At 67.5% G+C, this 18,644-nt stretch carries 13 protein-coding genes and 1 other RNA gene; 11 read left to right on the top strand and 3 right to left on the bottom strand.

Annotated elements, in window-relative coordinates; all coding sequences use genetic code 11:
* Positions 1-10: 10 nt before the first annotated feature.
* Complete coding sequence (gene mrcB, locus ABQY74_RS14780) at positions 11-2,455, bottom strand: penicillin-binding protein 1B (protein WP_349792006.1); 2,445 nt, start codon at positions 2,453-2,455, stop codon at positions 11-13.
* 239 nt (positions 2,456-2,694) lie between these two features.
* Here mrcB and ABQY74_RS14785 point away from each other — a divergent pair, with 239 nt between their 5' ends.
* Positions 2,695-4,797 (top strand): glycosyltransferase, encoded by a 2,103-nt coding sequence (locus ABQY74_RS14785; RefSeq protein ID WP_039526002.1) that lies wholly within the window; start codon positions 2,695-2,697, stop codon positions 4,795-4,797.
* A gap of 60 nt (positions 4,798-4,857) precedes the next feature.
* Here the strand turns inward: ABQY74_RS14785 and ABQY74_RS14790 are convergent, their stop codons facing one another.
* Both ABQY74_RS14790 and ABQY74_RS14795 read right to left on the bottom strand, forming a co-directional pair.
* Entirely contained in the window at positions 4,858-6,372 is a 1,515-nt protein-coding gene (locus ABQY74_RS14790) for a hypothetical protein (RefSeq protein WP_080715678.1), read from the bottom strand.
* A gap of 191 nt (positions 6,373-6,563) precedes the next feature.
* Complete coding sequence (locus tag ABQY74_RS14795; RefSeq protein ID WP_349792009.1) at positions 6,564-8,747, bottom strand: bifunctional (p)ppGpp synthetase/guanosine-3',5'-bis(diphosphate) 3'-pyrophosphohydrolase; 2,184 nt, start codon at positions 8,745-8,747, stop codon at positions 6,564-6,566.
* A 290-nt stretch (positions 8,748-9,037) separates the two neighbouring features.
* Between ABQY74_RS14795 and pqqA the strand changes: the two genes are divergently transcribed.
* The 10 genes from pqqA (at position 9,038) to ABQY74_RS14845 (ending at position 18,635) form a co-directional block, all read left to right on the top strand.
* Positions 9,038-9,118: a pyrroloquinoline quinone precursor peptide PqqA gene (pqqA, locus tag ABQY74_RS14800; protein WP_002812057.1), complete on the top strand. Its 81-nt coding sequence runs from the start codon at positions 9,038-9,040 to the stop codon at positions 9,116-9,118.
* Between the two features lie 66 nt (positions 9,119-9,184).
* On the top strand, positions 9,185-10,084 hold the full coding sequence (pqqB, locus tag ABQY74_RS14805; protein ID WP_184456779.1) for a pyrroloquinoline quinone biosynthesis protein PqqB: 900 nt from the start codon (positions 9,185-9,187) through the stop codon (positions 10,082-10,084).
* Positions 10,081-10,833 carry a pyrroloquinoline-quinone synthase PqqC gene (pqqC, locus tag ABQY74_RS14810; RefSeq protein WP_349792011.1) on the top strand — a complete coding sequence of 251 codons (753 nt, stop codon included), beginning with the start codon at positions 10,081-10,083 and terminating at the stop codon, positions 10,831-10,833. The genes pqqB and pqqC overlap by 4 nt, the downstream gene beginning before the upstream one ends.
* Complete coding sequence (gene pqqD, locus ABQY74_RS14815) at positions 10,830-11,108, top strand: pyrroloquinoline quinone biosynthesis peptide chaperone PqqD (RefSeq protein ID WP_349792013.1); 279 nt, start codon at positions 10,830-10,832, stop codon at positions 11,106-11,108. Before pqqC ends, pqqD begins: the two co-directional genes overlap by 4 nt.
* Complete coding sequence (gene pqqE, locus ABQY74_RS14820) at positions 11,105-12,244, top strand: pyrroloquinoline quinone biosynthesis protein PqqE (protein ID WP_349792015.1); 1,140 nt, start codon at positions 11,105-11,107, stop codon at positions 12,242-12,244. Before pqqD ends, pqqE begins: the two co-directional genes overlap by 4 nt.
* A gap of 62 nt (positions 12,245-12,306) precedes the next feature.
* A complete protein-coding gene (locus tag ABQY74_RS14825) occupies positions 12,307-12,819 on the top strand; it encodes a hypothetical protein (RefSeq protein ID WP_016903716.1) in 513 nt (170 codons plus the stop codon).
* Between the two features lie 60 nt (positions 12,820-12,879).
* Complete coding sequence (locus tag ABQY74_RS14830; RefSeq protein ID WP_349792018.1) at positions 12,880-14,397, top strand: PhoPQ-activated protein PqaA family protein; 1,518 nt, start codon at positions 12,880-12,882, stop codon at positions 14,395-14,397.
* Between the two features lie 331 nt (positions 14,398-14,728).
* The gene (locus ABQY74_RS14835; RefSeq protein WP_349792019.1) at positions 14,729-15,763 is read left to right on the top strand and encodes a glucokinase family protein; all 1,035 of its coding nucleotides are present in this window, start codon (positions 14,729-14,731) and stop codon (positions 15,761-15,763) included.
* Between the two features lie 102 nt (positions 15,764-15,865).
* On the top strand, positions 15,866-18,499 hold the full coding sequence (locus ABQY74_RS14840) for a TonB-dependent receptor (RefSeq protein ID WP_349792021.1): 2,634 nt from the start codon (positions 15,866-15,868) through the stop codon (positions 18,497-18,499).
* 61 nt (positions 18,500-18,560) lie between these two features.
* A non-coding RNA gene (locus ABQY74_RS14845) (sX9 sRNA) lies at positions 18,561-18,635 on the top strand.
* Positions 18,636-18,644 lie beyond the last annotated feature (9 nt).

Consider the following 18,644-nt stretch of genomic DNA (forward strand, 5'->3'; position numbering starts at 1 on the left):
GTCACTCCAGTCAACGTGCAGGTGCAGCCGCGGCAGGTGCCGGCGCGGGGTCTTCCGGCTTCTTTTCCAGACCGAAGAAGCGACGCCAGCCACCACCGCTGGATTGCTCGGCCGGCGCGGATGCATCGCCGGGCACGCCTTCGATCGACGGTGCATTACCGGCACAGGGGGCATAGGCCGGGGTGAAGCCGACCACGAACGGGAATTGGCGCGCGCCCGGGCAGCCGGCATCGGTCACGCCGGTACCGGCCGCGTCCACCCACTGCCAGTCCAGGCCCTTGCCGCTGACCTTCAACGGCGCACTCGGCAGCCGCGCGAAGATGCTCGACCACACCCGCATCGCGCCGGTGGCGCCGTACAGGCCGGTCTGCTCGTTCTGGTCATTGCCCATCCAGATCACCGCCAGGTGGTCGCCGGTGTAGCCGGCGTACCAGCTGTCGCGGCCGTCGTTGGAGGTGCCGGTCTTGCCGGCCGGCGACAACCGGCCCAGGCCATCGCCCAGCAACTGCCGCGCAGTGCCGCCGCTGACCACCTGCTGCAGGGCGATGCTAATCAGGTTGGCCGCCACCGAATCGCCCTCCTGCGCCGGCGCCGGGGTCTTGTCGTAACGCTTGAGCAGCTTGCCCTGCGGATCGAGCACGCCGCGCACCGCATGCAGCGGCTGGATCTCGCCACCGGCAGCGAGGAACTGGTACAGCTGCGCCATGCCGTACGGGCTCTGATCGGTCGCACCGAGGATCAGCGAGGGATTGGTGTCGGCCTTGATGCCGGCCAGTACCTGGATCAGCTGCGCGATGCGCTCCGGGCCGACCTGCATGCCCACGCGCACCGTGGCCTGGTTGTAGGAATGCGCCAGCGCATCGATCAGCCGCACCGTGCCGTGACTGCGGTTGTCGGAATTGCCCGGCGACCAGGTCTTGCCGCGGCTGAGCTGCACCGTCACCGGTGCATCGTCGACCCAGCTGGACAACGCCCAGCGGTCCGGCGAGGCCAGCGCCAGCAGGTAGACGAACGGTTTGAGCAGCGAGCCGACCTGCCGCTGCGCTTCGACCGCGCGGTTGAAGCCGGGCTTGGCCACGTCGCGGCTGCCGACCACCGCCAGCACATCGCCGTTATGCACGTCGGTCAGCACCAGGCCGGCCTGCAGCGGTGGGCGCTTCTTGTTGTCCAGCCGCTTGATGGTGCCGGTCACCGCACCTTCGGCATAGGCCTGCGCGGACGGCGACATGCCGGTGAGCACGCTCATGCCGGCACCCTGCAGCACGCCTTCCGGGTAGTCGTGCGCCAGCTGGCGCCGCACCAGGTCCACATAGGCCGGGAAGCGGTTGGCCGCGACCAGCCCCGGCTCGGTGGGCACGCCCAGCGGTGCGGCCAGCGCGCGCTTGTATTCGGCCGCGTCGATCAGGTTGTTTTCGTGCAGCTTGCCCAGCACGAAATTGCGCCGATCCAGCGCGCGCTCCGGGTTGCGTCGCGGGTCGTAGTAGGACGGCCCCTTGACCAGCCCGATCAGCAAGGCGATCTGCTCGGTGGTCATCGAATTGAGCTCGCGGCCGAACCACAGCTCCGCGCCCGAGGACACGCCGTGGATCGCCTGACCGCCGCGCTGGCCCAGATAGACCTGGTTGAGATAGGCCTCCAGGATGGTGCGCTTGTCGTAACGCGCCTCCATGATCACTGCGTAGAGAATTTCGTTGAACTTGCGGGTGACGGTCTGTTCCTTGCCGATGCCGAGCAGGCCGCTGCGCGCCAGCTGCTGGGTCAGGGTGCTGGCGCCCTGGCGAACCTGGCCGCCGGAGCGCGCCATGATCCAGGCCGCACGCACCATGCCGCTGAGATCAATGCCGTGGTGGCTGTTGAAGTCGCGATCCTCGACCGCCTGCAGGCCGGTGACCAGCAGTTCGGGCACTTCCTCCATGCGCACCAGGCGGCGCTCTTCCTGCTTCTGTCCGTACAGCGTGGCGATGCGCGCCGGGTCCAGCCGCGCACTCTTCAGCGCCTTGCGGTCGCCGGCGTCGCGCAGGCTGGCCACGCGCCCGCCGGAGAGGCTGACTTCCACCCGCCGCGCAGGCACGCGCCCATCCACATCGATATAACCGCGGCTGGCGATGGTGAAGCGGCTGCCGTCCTGCTGGTAGGTGCCGGCCAGCTTGGCTTGCCCGTCGTCACGGTAGGAGGCGGCGTCCAGCTCGGTCTTCAAGGTGGCCGCATCCAGCGCATTGCCCGGCGCCAGCACCAACGGCCGCCCGTACACGCGGGTCGGGATCTGCCAACGCAGCTCGCCAAACCGCTGGGTGACCTGCTTGTTCAGATACACCGTGTAGGGAATCAGAAAACCGAGCGCCAGCGCGAATGCCGCAAAGACCCAGACAATCAGCCTGCGTTGCCAGCGGGAACCTTGCTCGGTGGAGTCGTCCTCGAAATCGTCGGGAGCGTCGTTGTCGTGGCGTCGGGGCACAGGGATGCGAGAATGTAGAGTCCGGCGAGTCTAGCGCAGCGCTGTCGTGGTTGTGGCCGGCCGGCCCCTCTGACTTAAGAGCGGCTAACAAAACGGCCACGCTCACCATCAGCGGGCACGGACCGCCTCCGGCATCTGCGGGTACCCTGCGTCCCCTGCGCTTGCCTTGCGCCGTCCTCGCCGCCTGACGACTGCTCGCCGGGTTTTCTTCGTCACGCCACGTCTGGAGTTCCAACGGAATGTCGATGTCACTGGCCGATGCACGCTATCTGTTCAATCGCGTGCTTGGGCTGATTCACCGCAGCGTGGCGAGCATGCGCACACGCGGCTGGCGCGCCACCTGGCAGCGCATTCGCGTGCATACGCAGGCACCGCCGGTGGCGCTCGGCACGCCGCTGTGGTTGCCGGAGGCGGCGCCGTTTGCCGCGTTTGCGGTTCCGCACAGCGACACCCCGCGCGTGACGCTGGTGATTCCGGTCTACAACCACATCGCGCACACGCTGGCATGCCTGCGCGCACTGGCGGCGCATCCGCCGCTGCTGGAGATGGAGATCATCGTCGTGGATGACGGCAGCAGCGATGCCACGCAGGCGCAGCTGCCGCAGGTGCAAGGGCTGCACTACCACCGGCGCGCCAGCAATGGCGGTTTCATCGCCGCCTGCAACGACGGCATCGCACTGGCACGCGGCGACTACGTGGTGCTGCTGAACAACGACACCATCCCGCAACCCGGCTGGCTGGATCGGCTGATCGACACGTTTGCCCAGCACCCTGGCGCCGGGCTGGTCGGCGCGCAACTGGTGTATCCGGATGGCCGCCTGCAGGAATCCGGCGGCGTGGTGTTCGCCGATGGCAGCGCCTGGAGTTACGGCCGTTTCGAATCGGCCGACGACCCGCGCCATGCCTATGTGCGTGCGATGGACTACTGCTCCGGCGCGGCAATCGCGCTGCCACGCGCGCTGTTGCAGACGCTGGGCGGGCTGGATCGCCGCTACATGCCTGCCTACTACGAAGACACCGATCTGGCGTTTGCGGTGCGTGCCGCCGGCTACCGGGTGCTGGTGCAGCCGGCCAGCGTGGTGGTGCATGACGAGGGCACCAGCAATGGCACCGACACCCGCACCGGGGTGAAGGCGTACCAGGTGCGCAACCAAGGCGTGTTCGCCGACAAGTGGCAGCAGGCGCTGGCAATGCAGTTGCCGGTCGGCACGGTCCCCGGGCCTGCGCTGCTGCATCGTGGCCAACGCCAGGTGCTGATCCTGGACGAATGCGTGCCGCAACCGGATCGCGACTCGGGCTCGTTGCGGCAGTTCAATCTGATCCGCCTGCTATGCGAAGAAGGCGCGCACGTGGTGTTCGTGCCGACCCGCCGCGAACACGCCGGACGGCACACGCAGGCACTGCAGCAGCTGGGCGTGGAAGTCTGGTACGCGCCGTTCCTGGACGGCATCGGCAGTTGGCTGCGCACGCACGGCCCGCGGTTTGCGGTGGTGCTGCTGGTGCGTCACCACGTTGCGCATGCCTGTCTGCCGCTGCTCAGGCAATACGCCCCGCAGGCACGCACCCTGTTCGACACCGTCGACCTGCATTACCTGCGCGAGCGCCGCGGCGCCGAGCTGGCCGGCGATGCCAACCTGTTGCGCGCGGCCGAACGCACCCGTCTGCGCGAGCTGGAGATCATGGCAGCCACCGATGTCACCTTGCTGGTCTCGGCGGCCGAACAGGCGCAGCTGCAGGCGGACGCACCGCAGATCCGCACCGCCCTGCTCTCCAACCTGCATGAGGTGGCCGGCAGCGGCCGCGGCTTCGAGCAACGCCACGACCTGGTGTTCGTCGGCGGTTTCCGGCATCCGCCCAATGTGGATGCGGTGCAGTGGTTCATCAGCGCGATCTTTCCGCAGGTGCGCGCGCAATTGCCGGAGGTGGTCTTCCACTGCATCGGCGCGGACATGCCGGAGGGGCTGACACTGCTGGCCGACGAATGCCCCGGCGTGCAATTGCACGGGCATGTGCCGGATCTGCTGCCGTTCATGGAGAACGCACGTATCGCGGTGGCGCCGCTGCGCTTCGGCGCCGGCGTCAAAGGCAAGATCAACCTGAGCATGGCGCACGGGCAGCCGGTGGTCGGCACCACCTGTGCGGTGGAAGGCATGCATCTGCGTGACGGTGAGGATGTCTGCGTGGCCGATGACGCCGATGCCTTCGCCGCGGCGATCGTGCGCCTGTATCGCGATGCGGCGCTGTGGCAACGCCTGGCCGACAACGGGTTGCACAACGTGGCCCGGCATTTTTCGCTGGATGCGGCGCGTGGCACGGTGCGCGCGCTGTTTATCGCGGAGTGAGTGTGCGCCGGGCGCTCGGGGATGGCGCTGTGAGTGGCGCCGCCGAAGACAGCCGCTGGGTCAGCGCTGCTCGGTCACGGCCTTGACCCGGCGCGTGAACTCGGCCAATTCCGGCAGCCCAGGATCCAGCTGGTGCGCCTCGTCCTGCGCGCGTCGTGCAAAGGCGGCGTCTTCCTGTCCCAGGCGTTCGCTACCCACCGCAACCCAGCGTTGCGCCAGCCGTCGACGCGCGCCGGCCAGTGCATCGCCGTTGGGCGTCAGCGCCTGCCAGGCATCCAGACAGCCGCGCGCGGCACGCAGGCGGTTGTTGCGCAGTTCGTCCTCGAAGCAGCGCTGACTGGCCGGCACCACACGTGCGGCGGCCTGCAGCACGCGTGGATCGCGCGGCGCCAGCGCCTGCGCGGCACGTACCGCATCGTAGGCACTGGCGCCGGGCGGCGTCATCCACTGCTGCTGCGCTTCGGCAGCTGCCACCCGTTGCAGCAGCGCGCGCAGGCGACGCTCGCGCGCACTGCGCGACAGCCCGGTCTCGGGGCTGCGCTGGGCATCGCGGGCACGCGCAATCGCCTGCTCGGCCTGCGCAATCGCGGCGGCGCCGGGCAGCAAGGTCTTGGCTTCCTGCAGCGACTGCAGCGCGGCGTCGAACTGGAAGTCTGCCGCCTGCCGGCCGGCTTGCGCGGCATATTCGCCTGCCACCTGCTCCAGCCCACGCTGGGCGGCCACATCCGCCGGCTCGGCTGCCAGCACTGCGGTGAAATCGCGTGCGGCCGGTGCCAGCCGGCCACGCCGCAACAGGCCCTGCGCGCGCTGACGGCGCTGCTCCAGCGCACGGTGATAGTGGCCTTCGGTCAGCGGCACATCGGCATGCCCGGCGTCATAGCGCTTGGCGGCGGCCAGCAGCATCGCCGCATCGGCCAGCGCATCGCGCGCCAGGGCCTGGCGCGCCTGCGCCAGCAGATCGGTCAGGGCATCCTCGCGCCCTTCCAGCGCATCGGTGCGGTCCGGTGCCAGGGTCAGGATGCGCTGATACAACGGCAGCGCGCTGTCCGCGCTGCCATCCAGGCGCCCTTGCTGTTGCGCGGACACCGCCTGTGCGAACACGGCGTCCAACCCTGCCCGACGCGCCTGCAACTGGCGCAGGCGCAGTGCCACCGGTGCGATCTGCGCCTGAGGTACCTCCAGCGCGCCCGCCAGCGTCAGCGCGCGCTGCGCAGCAGCGGCGTCCCCGGCCGCAATCGCCGCGCGCGCCTGCACCACGGCGGCGGCGCCGGTGCGCGCCAGGCCGGCACGGGCTTCGCCACGATCGCTGTCCAGCGCAAGCGCAGCAGCGAACAGTTCGCGCGCGCCGTTGCCATCGGCCGCACTGAGATGGCCGCGCGACAGCGCCGCATCGCCCCGTTGCAGCAGTTGCTGGATACGCGTGTCCGGCCACAGCCAATCGGCCAGCGGCTTGCGCAGCACGACCGTGGCCAGCAAGAGACAGGCGCACAGCGCCAGCACCACGCGCCATAGCGCGCGGCTGCGCAGTGGTGCCCAGAGGCGAGGCGATCTTGCCCAGCGCGGAAGCGGGAGCATGCGGTGGCGTCCGTCCTTGGCGCGACCTGACGGGGACGCGTTCACCCCGTCATGGTAGCTGTCTGCTGCGAAGACGATGTGGGCTTGGGGGAATCGGGATTCGGGATTCGGGATTCGAGAAGCGAGCACACCTTGTTTGCTGTGGGTGCCGCCTGTTTCCAGGCGATTGGCGCTGGCGGGCTGCGGCGCACTCAACCGAGTCGCCGCACCTCGCTCACTCCAGGCAAGGCATCCAGTTTGCCGAGCAGGCTGGACAGCTGGTCGTAGTCGCTGACCTTCAGGCGCAGGCGCAGTTGCGCCCTGCCGGTGTCGCGCACGTTGTCGCTGTTGATTTCCAGCACGTGCGCGTCCTCCTGCGCGATCAGGTTGGTGATGTCCTTGAGCAGCCAGCGGCGGTCGACCGCGCGCACCTGCACATCCACCTCGTAGCCGCTGCCGGCCTGGCCCCACTCCACCGGCAACACCCGCTGCGGATGCGCCGCGGCCAGGCGCGAGAGTGCCGCGCAATCGGTGCGGTGCACGGTGATACCGCGGCCGCGGGTCAGATAGCCGGCGATCGGCTCGCCCGCCACCGGCTGGCAGCAGCGCGCCAGCTGCACCAGCAGATTGCCCACGCCCTGCACGGTGAACTTGGATTTACCCAAGCCCTCGCGGCGCGCGGTGGGCCGTGGCGGCGCCGGCACCGCCGGCTGCGAAGCGGCCCGCTCGGCTTCCAGCAGCGCACGGCTGACTTGGTTGGGCCCGGTATCGCCCAGCGCCACCTGGATGTACAGATCGTCGACATTCTCGGCGTGGAACTTGCGCGTGGCCACGCCCAGATCGGCGTGCTGCAGGCCCAGCCGCTTGAGCTCGCGATCGAGCAGGTCTTTGCCGGCCTGTACGTTGCGCGCGCGGTCGAGCTTGTGGAACCACGCGCGCACCTTGTCGCGCGAGCGCCCGCTGGCCAGGAACCCGTTGGACGCCAGCAGCCAGTCGCGGCGTGGGTCGGCCTCCTTGGCGGTCATGATCTCCACCCGGTCGCCGCTGCGCAGCCGGTAGGTCAGCGGCACGATGCGGTCATTGACGCGCGCGCCGCGGCAGCGATGCCCGACCATGGTGTGTACGTGATAGGCGAAATCCAGCGGCGTGGCACCTTGCGGCAGGTCGATGACCTCGCCCTTGGGGGTCAGTGCATACACGCGATCTTCGATCAGCTCGGCGTCCAGCGCGCCGGCCAGTTCGCCGTGGTCGCCTTCCTGCACCTGCTCCAGCAACTGGCGCATCCACAGGATCTTGCGGTCGAAGGCTTTTTCGCCGCCCTTGCCGCCTTCCTTGTATTTCCAGTGCGCGGCCACGCCGAGCTCGGCCTGCGCATGCATCTCGTGGGTACGGATCTGGATTTCGATCGTGCGCCCTTCCGGGCCGACCACCGCGGTATGCAGCGAGCGGTAGTCGTTGGCCTTGGGCCGGGCGATGTAATCGTCGAACTCGCTCGGCACCGGTGCCCACAGCGAGTGCACCGCCCCCAGCGCCGCATAGCAGGCGGCCACGTCATCAACCATCACCCGCACCGCGCGGATGTCGTACAGCTGGTCAAAGGACAGGCGCTTTTTCTGCATCTTCCGCCAGATGCTGTAGATGTGCTTCGGCCGCCCGCTCACCTCCGCGCGCAGTCCCTGCTGGGCCAGCGTCGTCGACAGGGTGCGCTTGACCGCGTCCAGATAACGCTCGCGTGCCACGCGGGTTTCGTCCACCTCGCGGGCGATGCGGCGGTAGGTCTCCGGCTCCAGATGCCGGAACGCCAGGTCTTCCAGCTCCCACTTCACCTGCCAGATGCCCAGCCGGTTGGCCAGCGGCGCATGGATGTCGCGGGTGAGCTGGGCCAGTGCGCGGCGCTGCTCTTCGCTCAGGCGGTCGGCCACGCGCATACGCGCCAACTGCCGCGCCAGCAGGATCGGCACCACCCGCAGGTCGTGGATGATGGACAGCAACAGCCGCCGCAGACCCTCGCTGTTGCGCCCGGCCTCGCGGCCGGCATGCAGGGCCCAGACCTGGTCGGCCGCATCCAGCCCGTCCAGCAGGCCTTCGACCGCCACCCGGCGCTCGGCCGGCTGCCATGGCAGGCCGGCGATCGCGCCGCGCAACGCCGGCAGGTCGAACAGCAACGCAGCAATCAAGGTGGCCTCGTCGGCGGCCAGCAGCGCCAGCGCGTCCAGGGTGTCGGCGAGCAGCGTCCAGGCCACGTCCTCGCTTAACGCCGGCAACTGCTGCCAGGCCTGCGCCAGGGCATCACGCAGATCTGGCGCGATCGACGCGATGGCGGGACGCTGCAGCAAGGCATGCAGGCGCTCGAGTGAGGAACTGGTCACAGCGGTGGACACGGCGATGGGCAACAACGGGGGGCTGACAGCTACGGTAACGTGCGCGTCACCTTCTCCACAACGCGCAATCGCTGCATCGTCGGCGCAATCCCGCATGCTTGCGCTTATGGTCGGTTCACCCGCCAACGTCTTGATTCGCAACCGCTGTGCGCCGCAAGTGCGGCAACGCTGCGGGCCAATCGGCACGCTCAATCGGCTTTTTACGTGCTTTTTACAACTCGCCCAAACCGCCTGCCTATCCTCCAGTGGCGTTGTCGCTGCGTCCTGCCGCGGCGACGTCATTCCAACCAACTGCGAGGTAGCCGATGAAGACCTGGAAGAAGCCTGTCGTTCGTGAAGTCAACTGTGGCGCCGAGATCAACTGCTACGTCTCCGGCGAATTCTGAGCTCACCTGCCGCCCCTCCTCCCGATGCATGACCGGCAATCGCCGGCAGATAGGTAACAGTTCTCCATGCGCATCATCGTTCTGGGATCGGCGGCCGGCGGTGGGCACCCGCAGTGGAATTGCCACACACCCGCCAGCAGGCGGGCATGGCAACAAGCCGACGGTGCCCAACGTCGTACCCAGGCCAGCATCGCCGTCAGTGCCGATGGCCAGCGCTGGGTCCTGATCAACGCCTCACCCGACTTCCGTCAACAAATTCTTGCAACGCCCGCACTCTGGCCGCAGCGCGATTTGCGGCACTCGCCGATCGAAGCGGTGCTGCTGACCAGCGGCGAGATCGACCATATCGCCGGATTGCTGTCGATGCGCGAGAGCCAGGCGTTCTCGCTGCATGCCAGCAGCCGCGTGCTGGATCTGCTGTCGCAAAACCCCATCTTCGATGCGGTCAATCCCGCCTACGTGCAGCGCCAGCCATTTGCGCTGGACACACCGGTGTCGCTGCTGGGCCTGCAACTCACGCCATTCTCGGTACCCGGCAAGGTGCCGCTGTTCATGGAATCGCGCAGTGGCGGCGACCTGGCCGGCTCCAACGAAGAAACCCTCGGGCTGACCATCGACGATGGCCAGCACCGCGTGCATTACATTCCCGGCTGCGCGGCGATGACCGATGCACTGCGCGCGCGCCTGCAAGGCGCCGAACTGGTGTTCTTCGACGGCACACTGTGGCGCGACGACGAAATGGTGCAACTGGGCATCAGCCAGAAGACCGGCCAGCGCATGGGCCACATGAGCATCGACGGCCCCGACGGCACGATTGCCGCGTTCGCCCCGCTGGAGGTGGCGCGCAAGATCTTCATCCATCTCAACACCACCAATCCCGTGCTCGATACCCGCTCGCCGGAGTACGCCAGCGCGCGTGCCAGCGGCTGGGAAGTCGCGCACGACGGCCTGGAGATCACCCTGTGACCACCCTGCTCACCCCGGACCAGCTGGAAGCGGACCTGCGCGCCATCGGCGCCCGCCTGTACCACGACCAGCATCCTTTCCACGCGCTCCTGCACGAGGGCAAGCTCGATCGCGGCCAGATCCAGGCCTGGGCGCTGAACCGCTTCGAATACCAACGCTGCATTCCATTGAAGGACGCTGCGATCCTGGCGCGCATGGAAGACCCGGCGTTGCGGCGGATCTGGCGGCAACGCATTCTCGATCACGACGGCAACAGTCCCAGCGATGGCGGCATCGCGCGTTGGCTGCACCTGACCGACGCGCTCGGCCTGGAGCGCACGCTGGTGGAATCCGGCCGTGCGCTGCTGCCGGGCACCCGTTTCGCGGTGCAGGCCTACCTGCAGTTCGTGCGCGAAAAAAGCCTGCTCGAGGCGATCGCCTCCTCGCTGACCGAGCTGTTCGCCCCCAACATCATCGGCCGGCGCGTGGCCGGCATGCTCAAGCATTACGACTTCGTCTCGCCCGAAGCGCTGGCCTATTTCGAGCATCGCCTGACCGAGGCGCCCCGCGATTCGGATTTTGCGCTGGACTACGTCAAGCAGCATGCCGATACCGTCGAAAAACAGGCCCTGGTCAAGGCCGCGCTGCACTTCAAGTGCTCGGTGCTGTGGGCGCAGCTGGATGCATTGCACGTGGCCTACGTCGCCCCGGGCATCGTGTGGCCGGATGCGTTCGTGCCCGACCGCGACGCCAGCCGGGCCGCGGCGTGAGCAGCATCACCCGCGACAGCCAGCCGGCCCTGCGCGCAGGCGTGCGCCTGCAGCACGACCGCGCGCGTGACCAATGGGTGCTGCTGGCGCCGGAACGCGTGGTCGAGCTGGACGAGATCGCACTGGTGGTGGCGCAGCATTACGACGGCACGCGCTCGCTGGCGCAGATCGCGCAGGAACTGGCGGGCGAATTCGATGCCGACGCGGCCGATATCGAGGTCGATGTGATCGAACTCACCACCACGCTGCATCAGAAGCGTCTGCTGCGGCTATGACCATCGCCCCGCCGCCACTGTCGGTGCTGCTGGAGCTGACCCATCGCTGCCCGTTGGCCTGCCCGTATTGCTCCAACCCGATCGCATTGGCGGCGCTGCGCGAGGAAATGGACACCTCCGGCTGGCGCTCGCTGCTGCAGCAGGCCGCCGACATGGGCGTGCTGCAGGCGCACTTTTCCGGCGGCGAGCCGATGCTGCGCAAGGACCTGCCCGAGCTGGTGGCGCATGCGCGCGCGCTCGGGCTGTACAGCAACCTGATCACTTCCGGCGTGGCCGGCGGCGAGCCGATGCTGGACCAGTTGCAGGCCGCCGGACTGGAGCATGTGCAGCTGAGCGTGCAGGACGTCGACCCGGCCGGTGCCGACCGTATCGCCGGCTATCGCAACAGCCTGGCGAAGAAGCGCGAGTTCGCCGCCGCCGTGCGCGCGCGCGGCCTGCCGCTGACGCTCAATGCGGTGCTGCATCGCCATAACGCCGAGCGCGTGCCCGGCATGATCGCGCTCGCGCTGGAATGGCAGGCCGAGCGCATCGAAGTGGCGCACACCCAGTACTACGGCTGGGGCCTGCGCAATCGCGCCGCGCTGATGCCCAGCCGCGAGCAGCTGATGGCCACGATTGACGCGGTGGAAACCGCCCGTCGCGAGCTCGGCGACCGTCTGGCGATCGACTTCGTCACCCCCGATTACTACGCCCGCCAGCCCAAGCCATGCATGGGTGGCTGGGGCCAGCGCTTCGTCAATATCTCCCCGCGCGGCGATGTGCTGCCCTGCCATGCGGCCGAAACCATCGACGGCATGCGCTTTGACAACCTGCGCGAGCGGTCGCTGGCCGACATCTGGAACAACGGCGAGGCCTTCGTGCGCTTCCGCGGCACCGCATGGATGCCGGAGGTCTGCCAGGGCTGCCCCAAGCACGAGATCGACTGGGGCGGCTGCCGTTGCCAGGCGCTGGCGCTCAGTGGCGATGCCGCCACGCTGGACCCGGTCTGCGAACGCTCGCCGCGGCATGCCGAGGTACGCGCCACCGCCGAACGCGAGGCCGCCGCACCGCCGCCGGAGTTCGTCTACCGCCGCCCCGGCCGTCCCGAACGCGTGGCATCGGCCAGCGTAGACGCACGAACCGCCGACGCACCGTAGCCGGCTGCGGCAGGCGCGGGCTAGCGTCTACACTAGCCGCCTCTTCTGATCGGATGGCATCCATGTCGCTCGCGCGCCGCATTCCCTTGCTGGTCTGCCTGACCCTCGCCTTGAACGCCGCTCCGGCCCTCGCGCAGCGCGCGGTGCAGGGCGACCTGCAATCGCAGATGAGCGCCGAACAGTTCAAGGCCGCCGGCCTGGACAAGCTCGATGCCGGCGAACTGGCCGCGCTCAACGACTGGCTGCAGGGCAAGGTCGCCAAGGAAGCTGCGGTCGTGGTCGAACAGGCCAAGGAGGCCGGCCGCCAGGAAGTGATCGTCAAGAACCGCGGCTTCTTCGATTTCGGCAGCAACGAGCCGATCGAGAGCAACATCGTCGGCGAGTTCAAGGGCTTTTCGAAGGGGCGCGTGTACACGCTGGCCAATGGCCAGGACTGGGAACAGACCGACGCTGCGACGCTGTCGGGCGTGCGTAAGGAGGCCCCCAAGGTCAAGATCAAGCCGGGTCTGGTCGGCGTGTGGTATCTGCAGATCGAGGGCTACAACACGCAGGCCAAGGTGCGCCGGGTCAAGTAAGCGCGTCCGGGCATTGCCGGCCCGCCACCGCAGACTGAGCAGGCCACCCGGAGAACACGCATGCGTTCGATGACACGTTGCAGCCTGGGGTTGCTGGCGTCGCTGACCTGGTTCTCAGGCACTGCGCCTGCAGATGCGGCCACTGCGACCACCCTGTCAGCGCAGCAGTGCGCCGATGCGCCCGAGGTCGGCATCGACCAGGCGCTGGTGTGCTATCACGATGCCATCGAGCGCCAACCGCTGGTCTACCGGCGCGTGGCCACCCGCACGGTGGACGGTGTCGAAAGGCGCGACTACCTGCTGACCTCGCAGCAGTGGTCGCCGGAGGATCTGGTGCAGCCGGCCAGCTGGCAGCACGATGTGGCGATCTACGTCCCGGCAGATGCGTTGCCGACGCGTGCGCTGCTGATCTCCACCAATGGCACCCGCCAACCGGCCGATGGCGGCGCGCCACAACCGCCCAGCGAATTGCCACCCGAGGCCCTGGCCGCATTGGCGCGGCGCAGCCGCACCGTGGTGATCGCGCTCGGCGATCTGCCCAGCCAGGCACTGACCTATCGCAACGATGGCATGCCGCGCCGCGAAGACGACAGCGTCGCCTACAGCTGGTCGCTGTTCCTGGCGTCGCCGCAACGACGCAAGACCATGCCGCTGCACGTACCAATGGCCGCGGCGATCGCGCGCACCATGAGCCTGGCCGAACGCGAATTGGCGCCGTTGCAGATTCATCGCTTCATCCTCGCCGGCGCCTCCAAGCGTGGTTGGGCCAGCTGGCACGCCACCATCGCCGATGCGCGCGTGGAGGCCGTGGTGCCGTTCGTGATCGACATCCTCAATCTGCCGGCCGTGCTCGAGCACATGTCCCGGGCCTATGGCGGCAACTGGCCGATCGCATTCGGCGCCTACGCCAGGCAGGGAATCACCGCGCAGCTGCACACGCCGGCATTTGCGCAACTGGTACAACTGCAGAACCCGCTGAGTTATCTGCACACGCCGCAGCGCAAACGCCTGGCCGTGCCCAAGTACATCGTCAATGCCAGCGGCGACGATTTCTTCCTGCCGGACAACACGCAGTTCTTCTACGACGCGCTGCCCGGCAGCAAGGCGCTGCGCATGGTGCCCAACAGCGCGCATAACGGCATCCGCGCCTCCATCGTCGACAGCCTAGTGCCCTTCGTGACCCGGCTGCAGCAGCAGCGTGCATTGCCAAAGGTGCGCGATTCCCTGCACGCAGGCGAACACCCGCAGATCCGCTTCCAGTCGTCCGAGCGCCCTGCGCAATTGCGTCTGTGGCAGGCGCGCAACCCGGCAGCGCGCGATTTCCGCTATGCCTGCGGCATTCGTTACAGCGCCACGCCGATCACACCTGCACGCGGCAACACGGTGTCGGTACCAGTGCAGATTCCCGATGCCGGCTGGAGCGCGTACTTCGTCGAGGCCACCTACGCGGACGGCTTCGTCGCCACCAGCCAGACCTACGTGCTCGGCAAGCAGCACTACCCGACGCAGGCGCCACTCACCGACGGTGCGGCCTGCAGCACCTTGCCGGGCGCTGCCTCTGCGGCGGCTGCGCGCTGAGCCGGCGACTGCGCGAGCGCTGACGCAATCAGGCTGGCGGTAGCGACCGCCGAAGCCAATGTCGATGCCACGGAGCGATATCGGCGCCAATCAGCGTCCAGATCGCGACAACAGACGCGACCGTTGCGACGACGCAATGCGGCGTGCGCGCTCTCCCGCACTGCGCAATCACGACCATGCAGACAGCCCTGAAATGGGCGATTTTGCACTTGAGTCTGCCAGCAAGATCGATCCAACCCGACTGAACCATTGACATCGTTGTCACCAACTTCTACACAGGCCGCTACTCGCCGATCGCATTGGCCGCTCGGACGAATCCAAAGGACTGCACGTGGCTGCGACTTCGCGTTCTGCTCTCGCTTCTGGCTTGCCCACCACACCGATTGCCACCGGCTTTATCGCAGCCGACGTGGGTGGCACGCATGTGCGGGTCGGCCACATCGCGCGGGCAGGTACTGCTGCGACCGAGCTGTCGCATTACCGCACCTACCGCTGCGTCGAACACGCCAGTCTGGACGCCATCCTTGCCGACTTCCTGCAGCAACGGCGCGACGTCGAGGCGGTGGTGATCGCCAGTGCCGGGGTCGCGCTGGACGATGGCAGCTTCATCAGCAACAACCTGCCGTGGACGATTTCGCCTGGCCGCATTCGCGCCGCGCTCGCCGTGCCCAGCGTGCACCTGGTCAACGACTTCGAAGCGGTGGCCTACGCCGCACCGCTGATGGAACAACGCGCCGCGCTGCAACTGAGCGGGCCGACGCCGCGACATGCGCGCGCCAGCGGCCCGATCCTGGTGGTCGGTCCCGGCACCGGGCTGGGTGCGGCGGTCTGGATCGATGCCAAGCCACGCGCGATCGTGCTCGCCACCGAAGCCGGCCAGGTTGCCCTGGCCAGCAACGACGAGATGGAACTGCAGGTGCTGCGGATCCTGCTGCGTGGCGAGCGCTATCTGCCGCTCGAACATGTGCTGTCCGGGCCCGGCCTGCTGCATCTGTACAACGCCCTGTGCGAACTGCAGGGCGCCACGCCCCGCCATCGGCTGCCGGCCGCAATCACGCATGCCGCGCTGCACGAAGACGATGCATTGGCACGCGATTGCCTGCAGGTCTTTTGCGCCATCCTGGGCAGCGCGGTCGGCGACATGGCGCTGGCCTATGGCGCCGCCGGCGGTATCTATCTGGCCGGCGGCTTTTTGCCGACGATCGGGCCGTTCCTGCAGAACAGCCGTTTTCGCGAGCGTTTTCTGGCCAAGGGACGCATGCGCGCGATGCTCGAACGCATTCCGGTCAAGCTGGTCGAGCACGGGCAACTGGGCGTGCTCGGCGCGGCCAACTGGTATCTGCAACACCACGCTGACCTGACGTAAGCGATCCACCACGCGCTCGGTCCCGGGCGCGCGTCTGCAAGACCCCGCATCCGGCGAGCAGCAGCCCGCCGTCCATCCCTGTGCGTGATGAGGAGAGACATCATGAAATACAGCACCACCCTGCTGTCCAGCGCGATCGCGTTGTCGCTGGCATTCGCTGCGCAAGCCCAGGACGCGGTCGACCAGGCCACCGATCTGGATGCCGTGCAGGTAGTCGGCATCCGTGCCAGCCTGGAAAAATCGCTCGACACCAAACGCAACAACGCCGGCATTTCCGAAGCCATCACCGCCGAAGACATCGGCAAGTTTCCAAGCACCAACGTGGCCGAGGCGCTGTCGCAGATTCCCGGCGTCACCCTGGACCGGCGCTTTGGCCAGGGCGAGCGCGTCAGCATCGACGGCACCGACCCCAGCCTCAATCTGTCCTTCCTGGACGGCCATCCGGTGGCGCAGGCGATCTGGCTCTACGGCGAGCAACCCAGCCGCGGATTCGACTACACCTTGCTGGCGCCGCAGATCCTGGGCCGCGCGGAAATCCTCAAATCCTCCGAAGCACGCCTGACCGAAGGCAGCCTGGGCGGCACCGTGTTGATGCACACCCGGCAACCGCTGGACCTGGACGTCAACGAGGTGGCCGCCTCCATCGGCTACAGCTACAGCGCGCAGGCCAGCGAAGGCAAACCGAACGCGGCGCTGCTATATAGCTGGAAGAACGCGGCCGACACCTTCGGCATCGCGGTGTCGGCGCAGCATTACGAAGAACGTGTCGATCGTCGCGGTATGGAAGTGTTCGGCTATGCGCCGGCCAGCACCTTCGCCAACGCCGCGGGCGGCGTGCCCGCCGATGCAGACGTGCCCAACTCGATCAACGCGGCCTGGTTCCAGCAGGATCGCGAGCGCGACAGCGCAGTGGTCAACCTGCAGCTCAAGCCCAGCCAGGCGCTGGAATTCAACCTCAGCGGCCTGTACATCAACGAGAACTTCGACAACTACAACCAGTCGATGTACAGCTTTTTGACCTGGAATGCCGGCACGGTGGCGGCGGTGGACCAACTCGGCGGCCTGCGCAACGGTGTGGTGACCAGCGGGCATTCCGGCGCCAATGCCGACCCGCTCGGCGGCACCGTGATCTACGACAACAACGTGCGCGAATCGGAAGTCACCACCAAGGGCCTGGACCTGCGCGGCGCATTCCGCGGCGATGGCTGGGGATTGAATGGGCAGGTGGGCCAAAGCAGATCCGAGAACAAGGACCTGTCGCAGTATTTCATCGAGCCGTTCTACAACGGCGGCTTCAGCTGGGACACGCGGCGCGGCATCCGTTTCGACGATCCGACGCGTGCGCGCGATCCGGCCAACTGGGGCTCGGCCGGCGGCTGGTTCGGCAATAACGGCATCTTTTCAACCGAGAGCAAGGACACCTACGGCCAACTCGATCTGAATCTGCAGTTCGACAGCGTGTTCAACCAACTGCTGCTGGGCGTGCGCCATGGCAAGCATGAGGAGCGCTTCGAGCTCAACGTCTATGGCGGCGTGACGCCGGGCACGCTGGCCGATGTAGGCACGATCGGGCTGACCGATCTGCAGGATTTCTATCCGGACCACGGCCGGCATGTGCAGGCAGGCCGCAACAACGTGCTGAACTGGATCCGCAACAGCCCGGTCGACTACGGCGCGCCGGATCCGGCCAGCTACCTCAACAACACCTGGGCGCTGCAGCAGACCAACAACGCCGCCTATGCCCAGTTGAATTTCTCCGGCGGCGGCCTGCGCGGCAATCTCGGGCTGCGTTATGTCGATTCGAAGACCGAGGGCAGCGGCTTCGTCTACAGCGGCACGCCCACACTGCAGAACGCCGACAACCTGTGGCAGACCCGCACGCGCAAGGAGGATTTCCTGCTGCCTTCGCTCACGCTGTCCTACGAGGCGGCCGACGATTGGGTGTTCCGCTTTGCCGCAGCCAAGGTGATCGCCTGGGCACCGTACAACCAGATGGTCAACAACACCTTCCTCAACGACACCACGCTGACCGGCAGCGGCGGCAATGCCGAGCTGTCGCCGTACGAATCCTGGAACTTCAACCTGTCGGCCGAGTATTACTTCGCCCAGCAGTCGGTGGTGGCGTGGTCGCTGTTCTACAAGAAGATCGACAACTACATCGACACCAGCGCCAGCGTGGAGCGCCAGTACAACGCGCTGCGCGATACCGCGCCGCAGAGCTGGGCGCAGTTGCTCGGCAGCAACGGCTGCAGCGCAGATGGTTATTGCGATTACAGCATCCAGCGGCCACGCAACGCCGGCGATGGCAAGGTCAAGGGCTTCAACATCGCGTTCCAGCAGCCGTTCGGCGACAGCGGCTTTGGTTTGACCGCCAACTACACCTACGCCAATGGCGAAAACAACACCGGCGATGCCCTGCCCTACCAGTCGCGCAACAGCGTGGCAGTCAGCCCGTACTACGAAAAAGGCCCGCTCAACGCACGGCTGACCTACAACTGGCGCGACAGCTATCTGGCCGGCGGTTACGTGGCCGGCGCCGCGCCGGCAAGCGTGGATGACTACGCCGAACTCGGCGCGAGCATCGGCTATGCGTTCAGCCCGAACTGGTCGCTGCAGATCGACGCGCAGAACCTGCTGGACGAGCAATACCTGCAGTATCTCGGCGACACCGACCATCTGGCCGGTCGCTACAGCAGCGGGCGCCGCTACATGGCGAGCCTGCACATGAAGTTCTGACAACGGCTGGCAACAGGACGGCGCGCACCGCCAGGCGTTGCGGCCGGTGCCCGCAACCGGCATGTACCGAGCGTACACGCCGGTTCCGCGCATCGCCCATGCCCAGCTGACCACTGCGCGCTGGGTTGCGTTCACCGCTCAAAGC

Origin of the sequence: Xanthomonas sp. WHRI 7064 (genome assembly GCF_040202355.2) — a bacterium.
GTDB lineage: Bacteria > Pseudomonadota > Gammaproteobacteria > Xanthomonadales > Xanthomonadaceae > Xanthomonas > Xanthomonas arboricola.

Bases quoted from the DNA above. Each gene is read 5' to 3' on its own strand.
- pqqE (WP_349792015.1), top strand. From the start codon at position 11,105: ATGACCATCGCCCCGCCGCCACTGTCGGTGCTGCTGGAGCTGACCCAT.
- ABQY74_RS14785 (WP_039526002.1), top strand. From the start codon at position 2,695: ATGTCGATGTCACTGGCCGATGCACGCTATCTGTTCAATCGCGTGCTT.
- ABQY74_RS14840 (WP_349792021.1), top strand. From the start codon at position 15,866: ATGAAATACAGCACCACCCTGCTGTCCAGCGCGATCGCGTTGTCGCTG.
- ABQY74_RS14825 (WP_016903716.1), top strand. From the start codon at position 12,307: ATGTCGCTCGCGCGCCGCATTCCCTTGCTGGTCTGCCTGACCCTCGCC.
- ABQY74_RS14790 (WP_080715678.1), bottom strand. From the start codon at position 6,372: ATGCTCCCGCTTCCGCGCTGGGCAAGATCGCCTCGCCTCTGGGCACCA.
- ABQY74_RS14830 (WP_349792018.1), top strand. From the start codon at position 12,880: ATGCGTTCGATGACACGTTGCAGCCTGGGGTTGCTGGCGTCGCTGACC.
- pqqA (WP_002812057.1), top strand. From the start codon at position 9,038: ATGAAGACCTGGAAGAAGCCTGTCGTTCGTGAAGTCAACTGTGGCGCC.
- pqqB (WP_184456779.1), top strand. From the start codon at position 9,185: ATGCGCATCATCGTTCTGGGATCGGCGGCCGGCGGTGGGCACCCGCAG.